Source organism: Mycobacterium simiae, assembly GCF_010727605.1.
Taxonomy (GTDB): domain Bacteria; phylum Actinomycetota; class Actinomycetes; order Mycobacteriales; family Mycobacteriaceae; genus Mycobacterium; species Mycobacterium simiae.
The window spans coordinates 1,963,388-1,980,052 of record NZ_AP022568.1 but is presented as its reverse complement, the minus strand read 5'-3'; the positions used below and the strand labels follow the sequence as shown (position 1 = coordinate 1,980,052).

Sequence of the window (16,665 nt, the reverse complement as noted above, 5' to 3'; positions counted from 1 at the left end):
GGCGTGGCGCGTTGCGACGCGGACGTCGCGAGTCGCAGCTGACAACATATGGAGTAGAAAGAAACAGTGGCCGAACTGAAGCTTGGATACAAGGCGTCCGCTGAACAATTTGCTCCGCGCGAGCTCGTCGAACTGGCGGTGGCCGCCGAAGCACACGGCATGGACAGCGCCACGGTCAGCGATCATTTCCAGCCGTGGCGGCACGAGGGCGGGCACGCCCCGTTCTCGCTGGCGTGGATGACCGCTGTCGGCGAGCGCACCAAACGACTGCAGCTGGGGACGTCGGTGCTCACCCCGACGTTCCGCTACAACCCTGCCGTCATTGCCCAGGCGTTTGCCACCATGGGCTGTCTCTACCCGGACCGGATCTTCCTCGGTGTCGGCACCGGCGAATCGCTCAACGAGATTGCCACCGGATATGAGGGCGAATGGCCGGAGTTCAAGGAGCGTTACGCCCGGCTCCGCGAATCGGTGCGGCTGATGCGCGAGCTGTGGCTGGGTGACCGGGTCGACTTCGACGGCGAGTACTACCACACCAAGGGCGCCTCCATCTACGACGTGCCCGAGGGTGGCATCCCCATTTACATCGCGGCGGGCGGCCCGCAGGTCGCCAAGTACGCCGGGCGCGCCGGTGACGGCTTCATCTGTACCTCCGGTAAGGGCGAGGAACTGTACAAAGACAAGCTCATTCCCGCCATGAGGGAGGGCGCGCAGGCGGCGGGTAAGAATCCCGACGACATCGACCGGATGATCGAGATCAAGATCTCCTACGACACCGATCCCGACCTCGCCCTGGAGAACTGCCGATTCTGGGCGCCGCTGTCGTTGACGGCCGAACAGAAGACGAGCATCCACGACCCGCTGGAGATGGAGAAAGCCGCCGACGAGTTGCCGATCGAGCAGGTCGCCAAGCGGTGGATCGTCGCCTCGGACCCCGATGAGGCCGTCGAAAAGGTCGGACAGTACGTGCAATGGGGCCTCAACCACTTGGTGTTCCACGCACCCGGACACGATCAGCGCCGGTTCCTCGAACTCTTTGAAAGGGATCTGGCGCCCAGGTTGCGGCGACTTGCCTGACACCGCGCCGACCGCTTCGGCGATCTACATCGCGGCGCCCGAGCCGGAGACCGGCAAATCGACGATCGCGTTGGGTTTGCTGAATCGGTTGACCGCGACGGTCGCCAAAGTTGGTGTGTTCCGGCCGATTACGCGTGCCTCCGGTGGCAGTGGGTCGCCGCAGGAGCGGGATTACATCCTGGAGCTGCTGCTGACCCGCACCACCGCGGGGCTGTCGTACGAACAGTGCGTCGGCGTCGCCTACCAGGAGATCCACGCCGACATCGATACCGCGATCGCCAGCATCGTCGATGCGTATCACGCCATGGCGCAGGCCTGCGACGCCGTGGTGATTGTCGGCAGCGACTACACCGATGTCACTGCGCCCGCTGAACTTTCGGTCAATGCGCGCATCGCGGTCAATCTCGGTGCCCCCGTGCTGCTGGCGGTGCGCGCAAAAGGGCGCTCGGTCGAGCAGATCGCGACGGTCGTTGAGGTGTCCTTGGCCGAACTGGCCGCGCAGCGCGCACACACCGCTGCGGTGGTGGCCAGCCGGTGCGAACCTGCCGAGATCGGAATGGTCGCGGAGGCGCTGGGGAGATTTGATCCACCCAGCTATGTGCTGCCGGACGAACCCCTGCTCTCCGCGCCGACCGTGGAGGAGCTGCGGCAGGCCGTACGCGGGACGTTAGTCAGCGGTGACGCCGAATTGGGCGGCCGTGAGGTGATGGGCGTGCTGGTGGCCGGCATGACGGCCGACCACGTGCTGGAGCGGCTGCGTGACGGCATGGCGGTGATCACCCCTGGCGACCGCTCCGACGTTGTGCTTGCTGCAGCCAGTGCCCATGCGGCCGAAGGGTTTCCATCACTGTCCTGCATCGTGCTCAACGGTGGATTTCAGCTGCATCCCTCGATCGCGGCGCTGGTCGCCGGGCTGCGGCTGCGGCTGCCGATCATCGGAAACGAGCTGGGTACTTACGACACGGCCAGCGCCGCCTTCCTGGCGCGGGGGCGAGTCACGGCCAACTCGCAGCGAAAGATCGACACCGCGGTGGAATTGCTGGAGCGTCACGTCGATATCGCCGATCTTCTTGCCCAGCTTGCCATTCCAATCCCGACAGTGACCACGCCGCAGATGTTCACGCATCGGCTAACCCAGCAGGCCCGCGCCGACCGCAGACACATCGTGCTGCCCGAGGGCGACGACGACCGGATCCTCAAAGCGGCCGGGCGGGTGCTGAAACGGCGCATCGCCGACTTGACGATCCTGGGCGATGAGGGCCGAATCCGGTTGCGTGCGGCCGAACTCGGCGTCGACCTGCACGATGCGAAGATCATCGACCCGTACGACGAGGACCTGTGCCATCAGTTCGCCGGCCAATACGCGGAGCTGCGCAAGGCCAAAGGCGTCACCATCGAGCGGGCCCTCGAGGTCATGCATGACGTCTCATATTTCGGCACCATGCTGGTCTATAACGGCATGGTCGATGGCATGGTCTCCGGTGCCGCTCACACCACGGCACATACGGTGCGCCCAGCGTTCGAGATCATCAGGACCGTCCCGGACGTCTCGACGGTATCCAGCATTTTCCTGATGTGCCTGCCGGACCGGGTGCTCGCCTACGGCGACTGCGCGATCGTCCCGGACCCCACACCCGAACAGCTCGCCGATATCGCGATCAGCTCGGCGCGCACGGCCGCACGGTTCGGCATCGAGCCGAAGGTGGCGATGCTGTCCTATTCCACCGGGGATTCGGGCAGTGGGGCAGACGTCGACAAGGTCAGGACGGCAACGGAATTGGTCCGTGCGCGGCAGCCGCAGCTGTTGGTTGAGGGGCCGATCCAGTATGACGCCGCCATAGAACCGTCGGTGGCCGCCACCAAGCTGCGCGGCTCGCCGGTAGCCGGTCACGCCACGGTGCTGATTTTTCCCGATCTCAACACGGGCAACAACACGTACAAGGCGGTGCAGCGCAGTGCCGGGGCCATCGCGATCGGACCGGTGTTGCAGGGCCTGCGTAAACCGGTGAACGATTTGTCCCGCGGTGCGCTGGTCGAAGACATCGTCAACACGATTGCCATCACCGCAATTCAGGCGCAGGGCGCCAGCGATGACTGAGCGCGCCAATCGTCCGGTGCTGGTGATCAATTCGGGGTCATCATCGTTGAAGTACCAGCTGGTCGAGCCGGCGTCCGGCGTGGCGCAGGCGGGTGGCGGTATCCAGCAGATCGGTGAACCGTCATCTCGGGTGGCCTCCCACGAGGAGGCATTGCGGCTGGCGTTCGAGCAGATGGCCGAATCCGGGGTCGACTTGAGTTCCGGCGCACTGCTGGCCGTCGGACACCGGGTTGTACACGGGGGCAAGGAGTTCTATCGCCCGACACTCATCGACGATGCGCGGATTGCCGACCTCGAGAAGCTCTCACAGCTCGCTCCGCTGCACAATCCGCCCGCGATTCAGGGCATCAAGGTAGCGCGCAAGCTGCTACCGGACGTCGCCCACGTCGCCGTGTTCGACACGGCGTACTTCCACCACCTGCCGCCCGCTGCCGCGACCTATGCGATGGACCGGGACCTGGCCGAGCGGTATCAGATCCGCCGTTACGGGTTTCACGGCACGTCGCACGAATACGTGAGCGCGCGGGCCGCCGCGTTCCTGCATCAACCGTTGGACGAGCTGAATCAGATTGTCCTGCATCTGGGTAACGGCGCCTCGGCCTCGGCGATCGCCGGGGGCCGGCCGGTGGACACGTCGATGGGGCTGACACCGCTGGAGGGGTTGGTGATGGGCACCCGCAGCGGCGACATCGACCCGGGTGTGATCAGCTACCTGTGGCGCACCGCGCACATGGATGTCGATGCGATCGAGTCGATGCTCAACAATCGCTCGGGGGTGTGGGGCTTGGCCGGTGAGCGTGACTTTCGTAAGTTGCGCGCCATGATCGAATCAAGTGATGCCGCAGCACAATTGGCTTACGACGTGTTCATTCACCGGCTGCGCAAGTACATCGGGGCCTACCTCGCGGTGCTGGGCAGTACCGATGTCATCACCTTCACCGGGGGGATCGGTGAAAACGACGCGACGGTGCGGCGCGACGCGATGGCCGGGCTGGAACGGCTGGGCATCGTCCTCGACGAGGGCCGCAATCTGTCGGCAGGCAGCCGCGCGCAGCGGATCTCTGCCGACGACTCGCCGATCGCCGTGCTGATGGTCCCGACGAACGAAGAACTCGCCATCGCCCGCGACTGCGCGAACCTGCTGGCCGGCTAACCCCGCAGCCCCGCCCAGTCGGCCCGCTGCGCCCGTCGGCCCGTCGAGTGTGTATTCCCGGCGTTGAGTGTGCGTTTGGGGTGGGGTGTGTCGGCGTGTCGGCGCCGCACGCCCACACTCAACGCCGCTGTGCATAACGGAATTCACGGTCGCGTTCGCTGTGCCAGGGTTCCCGTCATGTGGGATCTAAGTCAGCCGTTCATCGGCAGTGAAGCGTTGGCGTCGGGCACCCTGAACCGCCATCAACTGCGCACGCGTTACCGCGCGGTGTTTCCCAACGTGTATCTGTCCAGGCACGTCGAGGCGTCGCTGCAGTCACGCATCCTCGCGGCCTGGCTATGGTCGAAACGGCGCGGAATCGTCGCGGGCGCCGCTGCCGCGGCGTTACACGGCAGCAAGTGGGTCCCCGACGGCGTGCCGGTCGAGCTGTTGCACGCCGGTACCCGTACCCCGCGCGGCATAGTGTCGCGCCGGGATACGGTGCTGGACAACGAGATACAGCTGATCGCAGGGGTACAGGTGACCACGCCGGAGCGAACCGCCTATGACATCGGTCGTCGTGGGGCCATCCGCTCGGCGGTAGTCCGGTTGGATGCCCTCGCGCAAGCAACGGGTGTCAAGGTCGACGACGCACTTCGCGTCGCGAACGATCACCCGCGTTCGCCCGGGCTGCGCCGGCTCGAGTCCGCGCTCGAGCTGGTCGACGCGGGCGCTCAATCGCCGCGCGAAAGCTATCTGCGGTTGTTGCTCATCGATGCCGGCCTGCCCCGACCGCAGACCCAGATACCGGTCGTCGGTGTCGACGGCATGCCGGTGGCCTACCTCGACCTGGGCTGGGAGGACTGCATGGTCGCGGTGGAATACGACGGCGACCACCATCAAACGGACCGACGGCAATATCTAAAGGACATTCGCCGGCTGGAAACCCTCGAGCAGTTGGGCTGGACGATTGTGCGGGTGGTGGCCGAAGACCGGCCCGCCGCGATTGTGTGCCGTGTTCGCGATGCCCTGGCCGCTTCGAGTGTGCAGCAACGGTTTTGAATGTGCACGTGCGGCGGCTCCGCCCGGCGTGTCGCCGCCCAGGACGCACGCCGAACGCCCAGGACGCACACCGCCCATCGCAGGGGGCAGCCAGAAGTTAGAAGGTGCTGGTGGGGCGGACCTTATTGGCCATGTCGACCAGCGTGTAGCGATGCCGTTGCGTGGGCGCCACCCGGGCCAGGCTGCGCAACGACGCCTCGACGCCGAGCCGCAACCCGTGCTCGGTAAACGGGAAGCCGAGAATGTGGTTGGTGCTGGCCTGGTTGTCCTGGAGCCAGTCCATCGCCGCGCCCAGGACCAGCGCACGGATCTGCAGCACCCGCGGCTCGGTGGGCGGCAACGCCTCGACCCGGCGTGCGGCGTCGCGGATCTGCTCCTCGGTGATCTCACTGGTCGACCGGCCCGACAGCAAGGTCACTGCGCTGGTCAGCCGGGCGGTGGTGAAATGTCGCGACGTCGGCGGGACCTCGTCCAGCGTGCGCACCGCACGCATCCGATCTCCCGCTGCCGAAAGGGATCTCGCCAACCCGAACGCCGCCGAGATCACACCGTCGTTGGTGCGCCACACCGTTTCGTAGAACTTGTTCACGTCGACGTTGCCGGCCAGCTCGCCGGTGGCGGCCAGCGCCAGCTTCGGCGCCAGCTCGCCGGGGAAGATGTCGAGCACCTCGGTGAAATGCTTGATCGCGGAATCGTAGTCGCCGGTAAGTAATTCGGCGACGGCGCGGAACCAGACCAGCCGCCAGCGCCACCCCACCCGCTCGGCCAGGTCGTCGAGCTTGCGGGTCGCCTTGGCCACGTCGCCGAGGTCGAGTAGCGCGCGGACCTCCATCAGCGGCAGCTCGACGGACTCCGAGACGTCGATGCCCTCGGCGGCCAGCGATCCATGCCGCGCCGCACGCAACGAGTCCAGCGTCTGCACGGGCTGAGACAGCACGGTGGCCTGCAACACCGGGGCGGCGACGTCGGTCGGATCGACCAGCGGCACCGAGAGCGCGGTCACGATCTCGCGGGCGGTCAGCTTTTCTGAATGCACCTGGCCATCGAGATAGACGTCGGTGTGCGCGACCGACAGATCCACGCCGAAGGTGGACCGGCTGGGACTGAACAACGTCGACAACCCGGGGCGCGGCACGCCGGAATCCTGGGCGACGACCTCGCGCAGCACACCCATCAACTGGGTGGACATCTCCTCGGCCGAGGTGAACCGGCGCCGCGGGTCGGGGTCGATGGCCCGGCGCAGCAGCCGGCCGAACGAGTCATAGGTGGACAGCACCGGATCGTCTTCGGGTAGCCCGTCGACGTAGCGTCCGTTGCGCGTGCGCAGGTTCAGGGTCAACGCAGCCAGCGTGCGTCCCACCGTGTAGATGTCGGTGGCGATGGTCGGCCCGGTGCGCACAATCTCCGGCGCCTGGTAGCCCGGTGTGCCGTAGAGGTAGCCGAACGAGTTCACCCGCGAGACGGCGCCCAGGTCGATCAACTTCAGCTGCTCTTCGGTGAGCATGATGTTCTCCGGCTTGAGGTCGTTGTAGACCAAGCCGATCGAATGCAGATAACTCAACGCGGGCAGGATCTCCAGCAGGTAGGCGATGGCCTCCGCGACGGGCAGCTTCTTGTCCTTCTTGCCCCGCTTGAGCGACCGACCGCCGATGTACTCCATGACGATGTAGCCGACCGGGTCGCCGTGCCGATCGGTGTGCTCGACGAAGTTGAAGATCTGCACAATCTGCGGGTGGACGACCTCGGCCAGGAATTGCCGTTCGGCCATCGCGATCGCCTGCGCCTCCGCGTCACCCGAATGGACCAGGCCTTTGAGCACCACCGGCCGGTCGTTGACGTTGTGGTCGACGGCCAGGTACACCCAGCCCAGCCCGCCGTGCGCGATGCACCCCTTGACCTCGTATTGGTTGGCGACGATGTCTCCGGCGTTCAGTTGCGGCAAGAACGAATACGGGCTGCCGCACGACGGGCACTTGCCCTCCGAAGCGCCCTTACCCTCGGGGCCCGTCCGCCCCACCGGCTTGCCGCAGTTCCAGCAGAATCGTTTGCTCTCCGGCACCACCGGATTGGTCATTAGGGCTTCGAGCGGATCGATGTCGCGCACCCGCGGGATCTCCACCAGCCCGCCACCGAGCTGCCTGGTGGGCGGTAGCACCCGGGTCGCGACGGTCATCCGGTCTTGCGGTTCGGTGTTCAGGCTGCCCAGCGTGATGTGCGGCAGGTCGTCGTCGTCGTCCCAGTCGGGACGAAACAGCGCCTGGGTGGCGTGCACGCGGCCGGTGGTCGCACCGGTCTGTGCGTCCTGGGTGCCGGGATCGGTGTCCTCGGCGTCGTGGTCGGCTTCAGACATCAGTCCACATACCTCGGTACCGGGGGCGCCGGGGCCGGACCCAGCACGGTTAACCACTTGCGGTACAACGTGTTCCAGGTTCCGTCGCGGCGGATGCGCTCCAGGGTGCCGTTGACGAACCGGACGAGTCCCGTGTTGTCTAAAGTGATCCCGATCCCGTAGGGCTGGGTGGCCATGTTCGGTCCGACGATGTGCAGGTAGGGGTCTTCCTCGACCAGACCGGCAAGAATCGAGTCGTCGGTACTCACGGCGTCGATCTCGCGCTGCTGCATGGCGACCAGGCAGTCCGCCCAGTTGACGACCGAGACGACGATCGGCGGCGGGTCGATCTGGCGGATCCGGTGCAACGACGTGGTGCCCCGGGCCACGCAGACCCGCTTGCCGGACAGGTCGCTCACCTTGACGATGGGGGAATCACGCGGAGCCAGGATGCGCTGGTTGGCGTCGAGGTAGACGGTGGAGAAGTTGACCACCTTCCGACGCTCGCAGGTGATGGTCATCGTCTTGACGACGACGTCGACCGCGGACTGCTGCAAGGCGGTGACGCGCTCGTCGGACGACAGGATCCGGTACTCGACATGCGACGGTGCACCGAAGATGTCCCGCGCGATCTCCCCGGCGATATCCACGTCGAAGCCGGTGATCTCGCCGGTGATCGGGTCGCGGAAGCTGAACAGGTTGCTGCCGATGTCGAGGCCGACGATCAACCGGCCGCGGGCGCGAATGTTGGCCACGGCAGCGTCGGCTTCGGCCTTGGTGGCGAAGGGCCGCAGGCTGGCGGTGGCGTCGCAGTCCTCCTGGGCGGCGGCGTCCGGCGGCAGCGGCGGCGCGGGCGGCAGTTGCTGCATGCCGACCGGGGTGGGCGGCGGCAGCGTGGGCGCGGTGGCCACAGTCAGCGATTCGGTGTGCCCACAACCTGCCAGCAACACCGCCGTGCCGAGCGCGGCACACGCCCGGCGGGTCCTGGGCAGGCGGTTCATTATCGATACTCTTTCAGCCGCGGCCACAGGCCCAGCGCGACGGCGATGGCAGCGCCGAGGCTGAGCACCACACCGCCGACCTGGGCGCCGGACAGCCCGCTGCGCGCGTTGACCACGTCGTTGCGCAGATGGGTACGGCTTTGGGTCATGGCCTTGCCCAGCTGATCCTCGAGCTTGTCGAACGCCGGGGTGGAGTCGTCTTCGGCGCTGCCCAGCGCGATCTGGGTGGCAGCACGGTAGTTACCGACCGAGATGTAGGAGTTGATGCGGTCGTTGGCCTGCCGCCACCGGACCAGCAGCTCGTCGGCACCTTGCAGGTCGGCCTTGTCCACGGCGTCGTTGCGGGCCATGTAGTGGTCGATCTGCTCGTGCATGTAGTCGATGCGCTGGTAGAACGACTGCTTGCGAATCTGTTCGTCGCCGCGGCGAATCAGCGACAGCGTTTCGTCGGCGCGGGCTTGCTGGGCGGTGATCGCCACGTTGGTCACGGTCTTCAGCGACGCGGCCGCCGTGTCCTTTGCGCTTCGACTGGCGGTCGTGGAGATTGTCAGCGCGGTTCCAACCCAGACCACCATGACGAGAATACCGAGCGCCCCGACCACCAGGCCGGGGTTGATTCGGCGCCGGGTCCGCCGGGCCAGCCAGCGATGCGAGAACAGACCGAAAGCCACCGTGGTGGCGACAACCAGGATCACCGGGGCCGGAAAATGCGTCGACGCAGTGGTTTCCGTATCCACTCGCTCCGAGGTCGCCCGATACAACTGCGCGGCGTCGGGCAGGATCGTCGACTGCATCAGGCCGGAGGCTTCCGAGAGGTACGACGAGCCCACCGGGTTGCCCTCCCGGTTGTTGGTCCGGGCGATCTCGATCAAGCCGGTATACACGGCCAGCTCGGCGTTGATCTTGCCGAGCAACTGCACCAAGGGTTCGTCGGTTAGCCCGCTCGACGCCCTGGTCACCGCCACCGCTGCATCGGTAATGGCTTGCTCGTAGCGCAGCCGCACCGGCCACGGCTCGGCCTGGGCGATGAACGCGGTGGCCGCGGCGGCGTCGGCCACCGACAGCGTGGTGTACAGCCGGCCGGCCGCGAATGCCAACGGCTCGGTGTGGTTGAGCACGGTGGTCAGCACTTGCTGGCGGTGGTTGATTGTCGTCGACGTCGCGAAGGCGCTCAACACGCCGAGCGCCGCCAGCACGATGCCGATGGTGAGGATACGGCCGGGGGTCGTCGAGATGAACCACCAGCGGGGGTGGGCCGGTTCGCCCGGCGACCGCGACCCCAGCGGCTCGGTCGACGGGTGCGCCAGCTCAACCGTCACGTCTGTTCAGACCTCATCTTTCGGCCACCGGAGTGTGCTGTTTCAACGTGTATAAGCGAATTCTAAGAGCATGTTGGGACAGATGGGGGGAGGCGGACCCAATTTCGATGATTGCCTGCATATCCTGAACGCGTGCAAGGCGACGGTGACGGATGGGTGATATCCGATAGCGGCGCCCACTACTGGGGTCGGTACGGCGCGGCCGGTCTGCTATTGCGGGCGCCCCGACCCGACGGCACCCCGGCGGTGTTGCTGCAACACCGGGCGGTGTGGAGCCATCAGGGCGGGACCTGGGGTTTGCCGGGTGGTGCCCGGGACAGTCACGAGACCCCCGAGGAAACTGCGGTTCGCGAGGCCCACGAGGAGGCGGGTCTGCCGGCTGAGCGCCTGACGGTGCGGGCCACCGTCGTCACCGCCGAGGTCGCCGGTCCCGGCGGTACCCACTGGAGCTACACCACCGTCGTCGCCGATGCCGGCGAGTTGCTGCACACGGTGCCCAACCGGGAGAGCGCCGAAATGCGCTGGGTCGCCGAGGACGATGTGGCTGAGCTGCCGCTGCATCCTGGCTTCGCGGCGAGCTGGCAGCGGCTGCGCACCGCGCAGGCTCGGCTGCCACTGGACCACGCCGACGAACGGCGTCAGCAGCTGCCGCGCACCCTCGAGATCGAAGCCGGCGTCTTCGTGTGGTGCATGCCCGGTGACGCCGCTGAGCCACCCGCGCAGCTGAGCCCGCGGATCAGCTCGCTGCTAGCAGCGCTGACCTGAGCTGTTGGGCCGCCGCCCGCGGGTCTTCGGCCGCGGTGATCGCCCGCACCACCACGATCCGCCTGGCACCGGCCTCCAGCACCTCGGGCAGCCGTTGCGTGTCGATGCCGCCGATCGCGAACCACGGCTTGTCGCTGCCGCGGCCGGAGTCTCGTTGCGCGGCGGCGCGCAGCAGTCCCAGACCGGGTGCGGTCCGGCCGGGTTTGGTGGGCGTCGGCCAGCACGGCCCCACGCAGAAATAGTCGACGTCGCTGTCCATGCCGACTTGGGCCGACGCGACCTGGTCTTCGTCATGGGTGGACAGGCCGATCAGTGTCTCCGGTCCCGCGATGTCACGGGCCACGGCCGGTGGCAGGTCACCCTGACCCAGGTGCAGAACGTCGGCGCCGGCGGCGCGGGCGATGTCGGCGCGATCGTTGACGGCGAACAGGGCGCCGTGCCGGCGGGCCGCGTCGGCGAGGATCTCGCAGGCGGCCAACTCGTCGCGGGCTTCGAGCGGTCCGAACTGCTGCTCGCCGATTGATCCCTTGTCACGCAGTTGAATGATGTCGACTCCGCCGGCCACCGCGGCATCGGCGAACTCGGCCAAATCGCCGCGTTCGCGTCGCGCGTCGGTACACAGATAAAGTCTGGCGGAAGTCAGTCGGGTCAAACGCGGATGCACACCGTGACGCTAGCGCGCTAGCGTAGTACCCGAACAACTAGAGACACGGGAGTCCCGGGTGATCGCGGGGCTGAGAGTGGGCACAACCGGGTCGCCGGACCTGCCCTTACCGTCACACCTGATCCGGATCATGCCGGCGAAGGGAGCTGAGGATGATTTCAGGCGAACACACGCTGGCCGTCATCGGCGGCGGCGTCATCGGGCTGTCGGTGGCGCGACGGGCGGCGCAGGCGGGATGGTCCGTGCGCGTGCACCGCACGGGGGTGCGGGGCGCGTCATGGGTCGCTGGCGGCATGCTGGCGCCGCACAGCGAGGGCTGGCCCGGCGAAGAACACTTGCTGCGCTTGGGTCTGGAGTCGCTGCGGCTGTGGCACGAGGGCGGCTACCTCGATGGGCTGCCGCCAGGCGTGATCACCGCGCGGGAGTCGCTGGTGGTTGCTGTCGACCGGGCCGATGTCGCCGACCTGCGCACGGTCGCGGAGTGGCTGGATGGGCAGGGCCATCCGGTGATCTGGGAATCGGCGGCCCGTGACGTCGAACCGCTGCTGGCGCAAGGCATCCGACACGGTTTTCGGGCGCCCACCGAAATGGCCGTGGACAACCGTGCAGTGGTGGATGCGCTGGAGGCGGACTGTGAGCGTCTCGGCGTCAGGTGGGCGCCGCCGGCCGACGACCTGTCGCGGGTGCAGGGCGACGCGGTGGTGATTGCCAACGGCATCGACGCGCCGACGCTGTGGCCGGGCCTGGCGGTGCACCCGGTCAAGGGCGAGGTGCTGCGGCTGCGTTGGCGAAAGGGTTGTATGCCGCTGCTGCGCAGAGTTGTTCGCGCCCGCGTGCACGGACGCCAGGTCTACGTGGTGCCGCGCCCGGACGGGGTGGTGGTCGGTGCGACGCAGTATGAGCACGGCCGCGACACCGCCCCGGTGGTGTCCGGGGTGCGCGACCTGTTGGACGACGCGTGTGCGGTGGTGCCGGCGCTGGGCGAGTACGAGTTGGCCGAATGCGCGGCGGGGCTGCGCCCGATGACACCGGATAATCTGCCGGTCGTACGACGCCTGGACGACCGCACGCTAGTGGCGGCGGGGCACGGGCGGTCGGGCTTCCTGCTGGCGCCGTGGACCGCCGAACAGATCCTCGCCGAGCTTGCTCCGGTCGGAGCGGCCTCATGATCGTCACGGTCAACGAACAGCCGGTCGAGGTCGACGCGCAGACCACGGTCGCCGGGCTGCTGCAATCGATGGGCTTCCCGGAACGGGGCATCGCTGTGGCAGTGGATGACGCGGTGATTCCGCGATCCAGTTGGACGACAACACTTTCCGATGGTGCTCGGCTTGAGATAGTGACGGCGGTGCAGGGTGGCTGATTCCAAACTGACGATCGCGGACCGCACGTTCGCATCGCGACTGATCATGGGGACCGGGGGAGCGACGAACCTGGCGGTGCTGGAGGCCGCGCTGGTCGCCTCGGGCACTGAGCTGACCACGGTCGCGATGCGCCGCGTCGACGCCGCCGGCGGTACCGGGCTGCTCGATCTGCTCAACCGGCTCAACATCACCCCGCTGCCCAACACCGCGGGGTGCCGCAGCGCCGCCGAAGCGGTGCTCACCGCCCAGCTGGCGCGTGAGGCCCTCGACACCAACTGGGTCAAACTCGAGGTGATCGCCGACGAGCGCACCCTGCTGCCCGACGCGGTCGAATTGGTCCGGGCGGCAGAGCAATTGGTCGACGACGGATTCACCGTGCTGCCGTACACCAACGACGATCCGGCACTGGCTCGCCGCCTCGAAGACACCGGCTGCGCGGCGGTGATGCCGTTGGGCTCGCCGATCGGAACGGGTTTGGGGATCACCAACCCGCACAACATCGAGATGATCGTCGCGCGGGCCGGGATCCCGGTGGTACTCGACGCCGGCATCGGAACCGCAAGTGACGCCGCGCTGGCGATGGAGCTGGGCTGCGACGCCGTGCTCTTGGCCAGCGCCGTGACCCGGGCTGCCGATCCTCCCGCAATGGCCGCCGCCATGGCGGCCGCAGTCACCGCCGGCCACCTGGCCCGAGGCGCCGGACGGATCCCGAAGCGGTTCTGGGCGCAAGCGTCCAGTCCCCAGCGCTGAAACCCCGCCGGCGATGACCGAACCGACGCGGCATCCGGAGAGACCAGCGAAACGATATGTAGCACTTGGCAGTTCGATGGCCGCGGGTCCGGGCATCCGGCCGCAGGCACCGGACGCGCCACGATGGTCGGGCCGATCGGCCCGCAACTATCCGCATCTGGTCGCCGAGCGACTGAACTTCGCGCTGGCCGATGTGACATTCTCCGGCGCGACCACCGCGCACATCCTCGCTGAACGCCAACACGATGCGCCGCCGCAGATCACCGCGCTGGACGGATCGGAAGACTTGGTCACCGTCACGATCGGCGGCAACGACGTCGGTTACGTCCCGCTGCTCATGGCGGCGGCGCTGCCGCGGCCGGCTCGGCGGCTACCCGTGCTGGGCGGCCGGATAGCCGGACTGCTCGACCGTGACGCGCGTGATCGGGAACTGGCGGACGTATTCGACTCGCTGTGCGCGATCGGAAACGCGGTGCGCCACCGCGCTCCCCACGCCCGTGTCTTGTTCGTCGATTACCTGACGATGTTGCCGCCGGCGGGAATCGCCGCACCCCCGCTGTCGGACGCCGATGCCGACATCGGCCGCTACGTCGCCGGCGCCCTGGAAGCGCTCACCGCCCGAGCGGCCACGGCAACTGGTTGCGAGGTGGTCGCGGCGGCCGCCGCGAGCCGAGATCACCACGCCTGGTCGGCCGAGCCTTGGACGACTACACCGGCGAAATTCGTTGTGCCGCTGCCGGGTAGGCCCGCGCCGCTACATCCCAACGCCGCGGGGATGCGCGCGGTCGCCGATCTAGTTATGGACCAGCTGGAACACCTCGGCGGTTAGTTGCCCGGACGGGACACGGTCAGGCGTTGGCCTGCCACCACTTGTACAGCGTCGGGACGTCAGCCTTGGAAAAGACGGACCCCAAGACGTTCTTGCCGTCGACGGTCCACAGCACCAGGCTGACCCCCTTGTAGGTTCCGCATGCCATCTGGCCTCCGGCCTGCTCGGAGCTGCCTTGATGCCAGGGGCCCGGTGCCGAGGTCCCGCTGCCACTGCACGACGCGAGCGTCACGTCTTTGAGGTTGGTGGCGTACGCGCCGCTCAGATCGTTACCGCTTTTGAAGAGCTGGTAGACCGCCGACGCCGGTCCGCTCGAATCGGGGTTTTGCCCGCAGTGCAGCTCCGCAATTTCCGCACCCGTCAATTCTGCCGACTCGCAATTGTTCAGGCCGTAGCCTTTGGCGAGGGAACTGGCCAATGTATTGACGTCGGATGAACTGCCGGTGGTATCCGCCGTCGCGGTTGCGATACCCAGGCAGCAAAGGCCGGTGGCGAAGGTGCCGACCGTCGCGACTCGCAGAGTCTTAGTGAAGTAAGGCATCGTCAACTCCTGAAAATAGTTGAACCGCTCAGCGGGCCGCGCTGACGATATTCGTGTTGTGAGAATGATCGTAGGGATAAACCCTCCGGACGCAACCCATTCCGTCGAATACCATTTACATCGGCATCATTTGGTGGTGGGTCAGCCGTTATTTCGCCACCATTGGTAAAGCGAGGGGACGTCGGCGCCGGCTGCGCGGATCACGCCCAGTACGTTCTTGGCGGCGTTGGTCCAGATGATCTCGGCATGGTTCTGGAAGGTTCCACACGCGACATACCCCGCGCTGGTGGTCGAGCTGCCCTGATGCCACGGCGCGGGGGAGGGCTTGTCCGCGCAATTGCTCAAGGCATCGCCGCCGATGAGGGCATTGAACGAGCTGGTCAAGTCGTCGTCGCCGAACAAGAAATACTTGGCCAGGATCGGTCCGCTCGGGTCGGGGCTCTGCCCGCACTGCAGGTAAGCCAGTGCGCCGCGCGGAACCGGCTGGGCAGTGCAGTTATTGAGCCCGTATCCCTTCGACAACGCCCCGGCCAACGTGTTGATGTCCGCCGCGCTGCCGGCGCTGGGATCCGCCGCCGCGGGTCCGGCTGCCGCCAAACCCGTCACGAGTGCGGCCGTCACCACCTTGGCCAGGTAACCCATTCCTCGACTGTAGGGCGACGGTAGGGCGATCGAAGAGCTTTCGCCCCGGTCATCTAAATCAATCCGTTGGAAATTGTCCTTATAAGCACCTTTTTAACGAGCCCATGGTTGTTGCGGTTTCGGATTCAAACCGCACGTGGACAGCCGAGTTGGTGCGGAATGTCGGTCGCGGCCAACGGGCTGCCACGGCAGTGTGATCAAGCCCGCAGGCCCGGCGAAAAAGGAATTTTTCCGACTTGTCGCCCCCGCGTCTTAGCTCCGGTATGGTAAGCACCGTTTCACGCCAGCTAACTTCTCGGGACTGGAGTATCTATGACTGCTCAACCGCCGCCTCCCGGTTATCCGCCGCAGCAGCCGCCCGCCGGGCAAGCACCGGATAACTACTTGGTGTGGTCGATTTTGGCGACGCTGTTTTGCTGTCTGCCATTGGGCATCGTTGCCATCGTCAAATCCTCTCAGGTGAGCGGGTTGTGGGCACAGGGCCAGTACGCCGAGGCGCAGGCGGCCGCCGATGCCGCCAAGAAGTGGGTGAAGTGGTCGGTCATCGCCGCAGTCGTCGGCGCCGTCCTCTACGCGATCGTGCTGGGAATCATCGCCCTGACCGCCGACACCTCGACATCTGCCGCGCTGGCCGCGATGCGCTGAAAACCGGGCTACGCTCGCGGTTATGCGCCAGGGGCAGGTTTCGGTGGGACTCGGCGCCCCGCTGATGGTCGCCGCGTCCGCCACGCTGGTGTGCGCCGCCATCTGGGTGGGTGATCCGACCACACCGGGTGGGCCGCTGCCGGTATGTCCGACCAAAGCGCTGCTCGGTATTGATTGTCCCGGCTGCGGCAGCATGCGCATGCTGTATTCGCTGCTGCACGGCGACCTGCTGGGCGCCGCCAGGTTCAATGCGTTGGGCCTGGCGGCGGTCGCGCTGCTGGTATGGGCGTATGCGGTGTGGACCTACGGTCGTGTCACGGGCCGGCGAATCCGAAGCTGGCAGCACCAGCGCTGGTCAGCCGCGGTGGTGCTGTCGTTGGTCGCGGTTTGGTTTGTGGTGCGCAACATTCCGTTTGCCCCATTCAGCGGCCTGTATGTCTAAAGCGT

General features: G+C 66.8%; 17 protein-coding genes. 11 read left to right on the top strand and 6 right to left on the bottom strand.

Features of this window, described 5'->3' with window-relative positions:
* Window positions 1-66: 66 nt before the first annotated feature.
* From fgd to G6N33_RS09215, 4 genes are all read left to right on the top strand, one after another.
* Window positions 67-1,077 carry a glucose-6-phosphate dehydrogenase (coenzyme-F420) gene (gene fgd / locus G6N33_RS27410; RefSeq protein ID WP_044509607.1) on the top strand — a complete coding sequence of 337 codons (1,011 nt, stop codon included), beginning with the start codon at window positions 67-69 and terminating at the stop codon, window positions 1,075-1,077.
* The gene (pta, locus tag G6N33_RS09225) at window positions 1,070-3,175 is read left to right on the top strand and encodes a phosphate acetyltransferase (protein ID WP_044509608.1); all 2,106 of its coding nucleotides are present in this window, start codon (window positions 1,070-1,072) and stop codon (window positions 3,173-3,175) included. The genes fgd and pta overlap by 8 nt, the downstream gene beginning before the upstream one ends.
* Complete coding sequence (locus G6N33_RS09220) at window positions 3,168-4,328, top strand: acetate kinase (RefSeq protein ID WP_044509609.1); 1,161 nt, start codon at window positions 3,168-3,170, stop codon at window positions 4,326-4,328. The genes pta and G6N33_RS09220 overlap by 8 nt, the downstream gene beginning before the upstream one ends.
* Before the next feature lie 177 nt (window positions 4,329-4,505).
* On the top strand, window positions 4,506-5,369 hold the full coding sequence (locus tag G6N33_RS09215) for a hypothetical protein (protein WP_044509610.1): 864 nt from the start codon (window positions 4,506-4,508) through the stop codon (window positions 5,367-5,369).
* Window positions 5,370-5,466: 97 nt separating this feature from the next.
* Here G6N33_RS09215 and G6N33_RS09210 read toward each other — a convergent pair whose 3' ends face one another.
* Genes G6N33_RS09210 through glnX form a run of 3 tightly spaced genes read right to left on the bottom strand, consistent with a single transcriptional unit; the run spans window position 5,467 to window position 10,018 of the window.
* Entirely contained in the window at window positions 5,467-7,719 is a 2,253-nt protein-coding gene (locus G6N33_RS09210; protein WP_101528419.1) for a serine/threonine-protein kinase PknG, read from the bottom strand.
* Entirely contained in the window at window positions 7,719-8,699 is a 981-nt protein-coding gene (locus G6N33_RS09205) for a glutamate ABC transporter substrate-binding protein (protein ID WP_101528418.1), read from the bottom strand. The genes G6N33_RS09210 and G6N33_RS09205 overlap by 1 nt, the downstream gene beginning before the upstream one ends.
* Window positions 8,699-10,018, bottom strand: a complete 1,320-nt coding sequence (glnX, locus tag G6N33_RS09200; protein ID WP_044509611.1) for a protein kinase G-activating protein GlnX — start codon at window positions 10,016-10,018, stop codon at window positions 8,699-8,701. The genes G6N33_RS09205 and glnX overlap by 1 nt, the downstream gene beginning before the upstream one ends.
* A 132-nt stretch (window positions 10,019-10,150) precedes the next feature.
* Between glnX and G6N33_RS09195 the strand changes: the two genes are divergently transcribed.
* On the top strand, window positions 10,151-10,783 hold the full coding sequence (locus G6N33_RS09195; RefSeq protein WP_044509612.1) for an NUDIX hydrolase: 633 nt from the start codon (window positions 10,151-10,153) through the stop codon (window positions 10,781-10,783).
* Here the strand turns inward: G6N33_RS09195 and thiE are convergent.
* The gene (gene thiE, locus G6N33_RS09190; RefSeq protein WP_044509613.1) at window positions 10,755-11,447 is read right to left on the bottom strand and encodes a thiamine phosphate synthase; all 693 of its coding nucleotides are present in this window, start codon (window positions 11,445-11,447) and stop codon (window positions 10,755-10,757) included. The genes G6N33_RS09195 and thiE overlap by 29 nt on opposite strands.
* Before the next feature lie 152 nt (window positions 11,448-11,599).
* Here thiE and thiO point away from each other — a divergent pair, with 152 nt between their 5' ends.
* From thiO to G6N33_RS09170, 4 genes are all read left to right on the top strand, one after another.
* Window positions 11,600-12,616 carry a glycine oxidase ThiO gene (gene thiO / locus G6N33_RS09185; RefSeq protein WP_044509614.1) on the top strand — a complete coding sequence of 339 codons (1,017 nt, stop codon included), beginning with the start codon at window positions 11,600-11,602 and terminating at the stop codon, window positions 12,614-12,616.
* Window positions 12,613-12,810, top strand: coding sequence for a sulfur carrier protein ThiS (gene thiS / locus G6N33_RS09180; protein WP_044509615.1), 198 nt, complete (start codon window positions 12,613-12,615; stop codon window positions 12,808-12,810). The genes thiO and thiS overlap by 4 nt, the downstream gene beginning before the upstream one ends.
* Window positions 12,803-13,561, top strand: coding sequence for a thiazole synthase (gene thiG, locus G6N33_RS09175; protein ID WP_044509616.1), 759 nt, complete (start codon window positions 12,803-12,805; stop codon window positions 13,559-13,561). Before thiS ends, thiG begins: the two co-directional genes overlap by 8 nt.
* Before the next feature lie 76 nt (window positions 13,562-13,637).
* A complete protein-coding gene (locus tag G6N33_RS09170; protein ID WP_081662162.1) occupies window positions 13,638-14,390 on the top strand; it encodes an SGNH/GDSL hydrolase family protein in 753 nt (250 codons plus the stop codon).
* 19 nt (window positions 14,391-14,409) lie between these two features.
* Here the strand turns inward: G6N33_RS09170 and G6N33_RS09165 are convergent, their stop codons facing one another.
* The gene (locus tag G6N33_RS09165) at window positions 14,410-14,931 is read right to left on the bottom strand and encodes a hypothetical protein (RefSeq protein WP_044509618.1); all 522 of its coding nucleotides are present in this window, start codon (window positions 14,929-14,931) and stop codon (window positions 14,410-14,412) included.
* A gap of 141 nt (window positions 14,932-15,072) precedes the next feature.
* Window positions 15,073-15,573: a hypothetical protein gene (locus G6N33_RS09160; protein ID WP_044509619.1), complete on the bottom strand. Its 501-nt coding sequence runs from the start codon at window positions 15,571-15,573 to the stop codon at window positions 15,073-15,075.
* A 312-nt stretch (window positions 15,574-15,885) separates the two neighbouring features.
* On the opposite strand from G6N33_RS09160, the gene G6N33_RS09155 reads away from it, so the two are divergent.
* Window positions 15,886-16,218: a CD225/dispanin family protein gene (locus tag G6N33_RS09155; RefSeq protein ID WP_044509620.1), complete on the top strand. Its 333-nt coding sequence runs from the start codon at window positions 15,886-15,888 to the stop codon at window positions 16,216-16,218.
* A gap of 22 nt (window positions 16,219-16,240) precedes the next feature.
* On the top strand, window positions 16,241-16,660 hold the full coding sequence (locus G6N33_RS09150; RefSeq protein ID WP_231382543.1) for a DUF2752 domain-containing protein: 420 nt from the start codon (window positions 16,241-16,243) through the stop codon (window positions 16,658-16,660).
* Window positions 16,661-16,665 lie beyond the last annotated feature (5 nt).

Coding starts and splice junctions, on each gene's coding strand:
- thiS (WP_044509615.1), top strand. CDS start 12,613: ATGATCGTCACGGTCAACGAACAGCCGGTCGAGGTCGACGCGCAGACC.
- G6N33_RS09150 (WP_231382543.1), top strand. CDS start 16,241: ATGCGCCAGGGGCAGGTTTCGGTGGGACTCGGCGCCCCGCTGATGGTC.
- G6N33_RS09170 (WP_081662162.1), top strand. CDS start 13,638: ATGGCCGCGGGTCCGGGCATCCGGCCGCAGGCACCGGACGCGCCACGA.
- G6N33_RS09205 (WP_101528418.1), bottom strand. CDS start 8,699: ATGAACCGCCTGCCCAGGACCCGCCGGGCGTGTGCCGCGCTCGGCACG.
- G6N33_RS09160 (WP_044509619.1), bottom strand. CDS start 15,573: ATGGGTTACCTGGCCAAGGTGGTGACGGCCGCACTCGTGACGGGTTTG.
- G6N33_RS09220 (WP_044509609.1), top strand. CDS start 3,168: ATGACTGAGCGCGCCAATCGTCCGGTGCTGGTGATCAATTCGGGGTCA.
- G6N33_RS09215 (WP_044509610.1), top strand. CDS start 4,506: ATGTGGGATCTAAGTCAGCCGTTCATCGGCAGTGAAGCGTTGGCGTCG.
- G6N33_RS09210 (WP_101528419.1), bottom strand. CDS start 7,719: ATGTCTGAAGCCGACCACGACGCCGAGGACACCGATCCCGGCACCCAG.
- G6N33_RS09155 (WP_044509620.1), top strand. CDS start 15,886: ATGACTGCTCAACCGCCGCCTCCCGGTTATCCGCCGCAGCAGCCGCCC.
- G6N33_RS09165 (WP_044509618.1), bottom strand. CDS start 14,931: ATGCCTTACTTCACTAAGACTCTGCGAGTCGCGACGGTCGGCACCTTC.
- thiO (WP_044509614.1), top strand. CDS start 11,600: ATGATTTCAGGCGAACACACGCTGGCCGTCATCGGCGGCGGCGTCATC.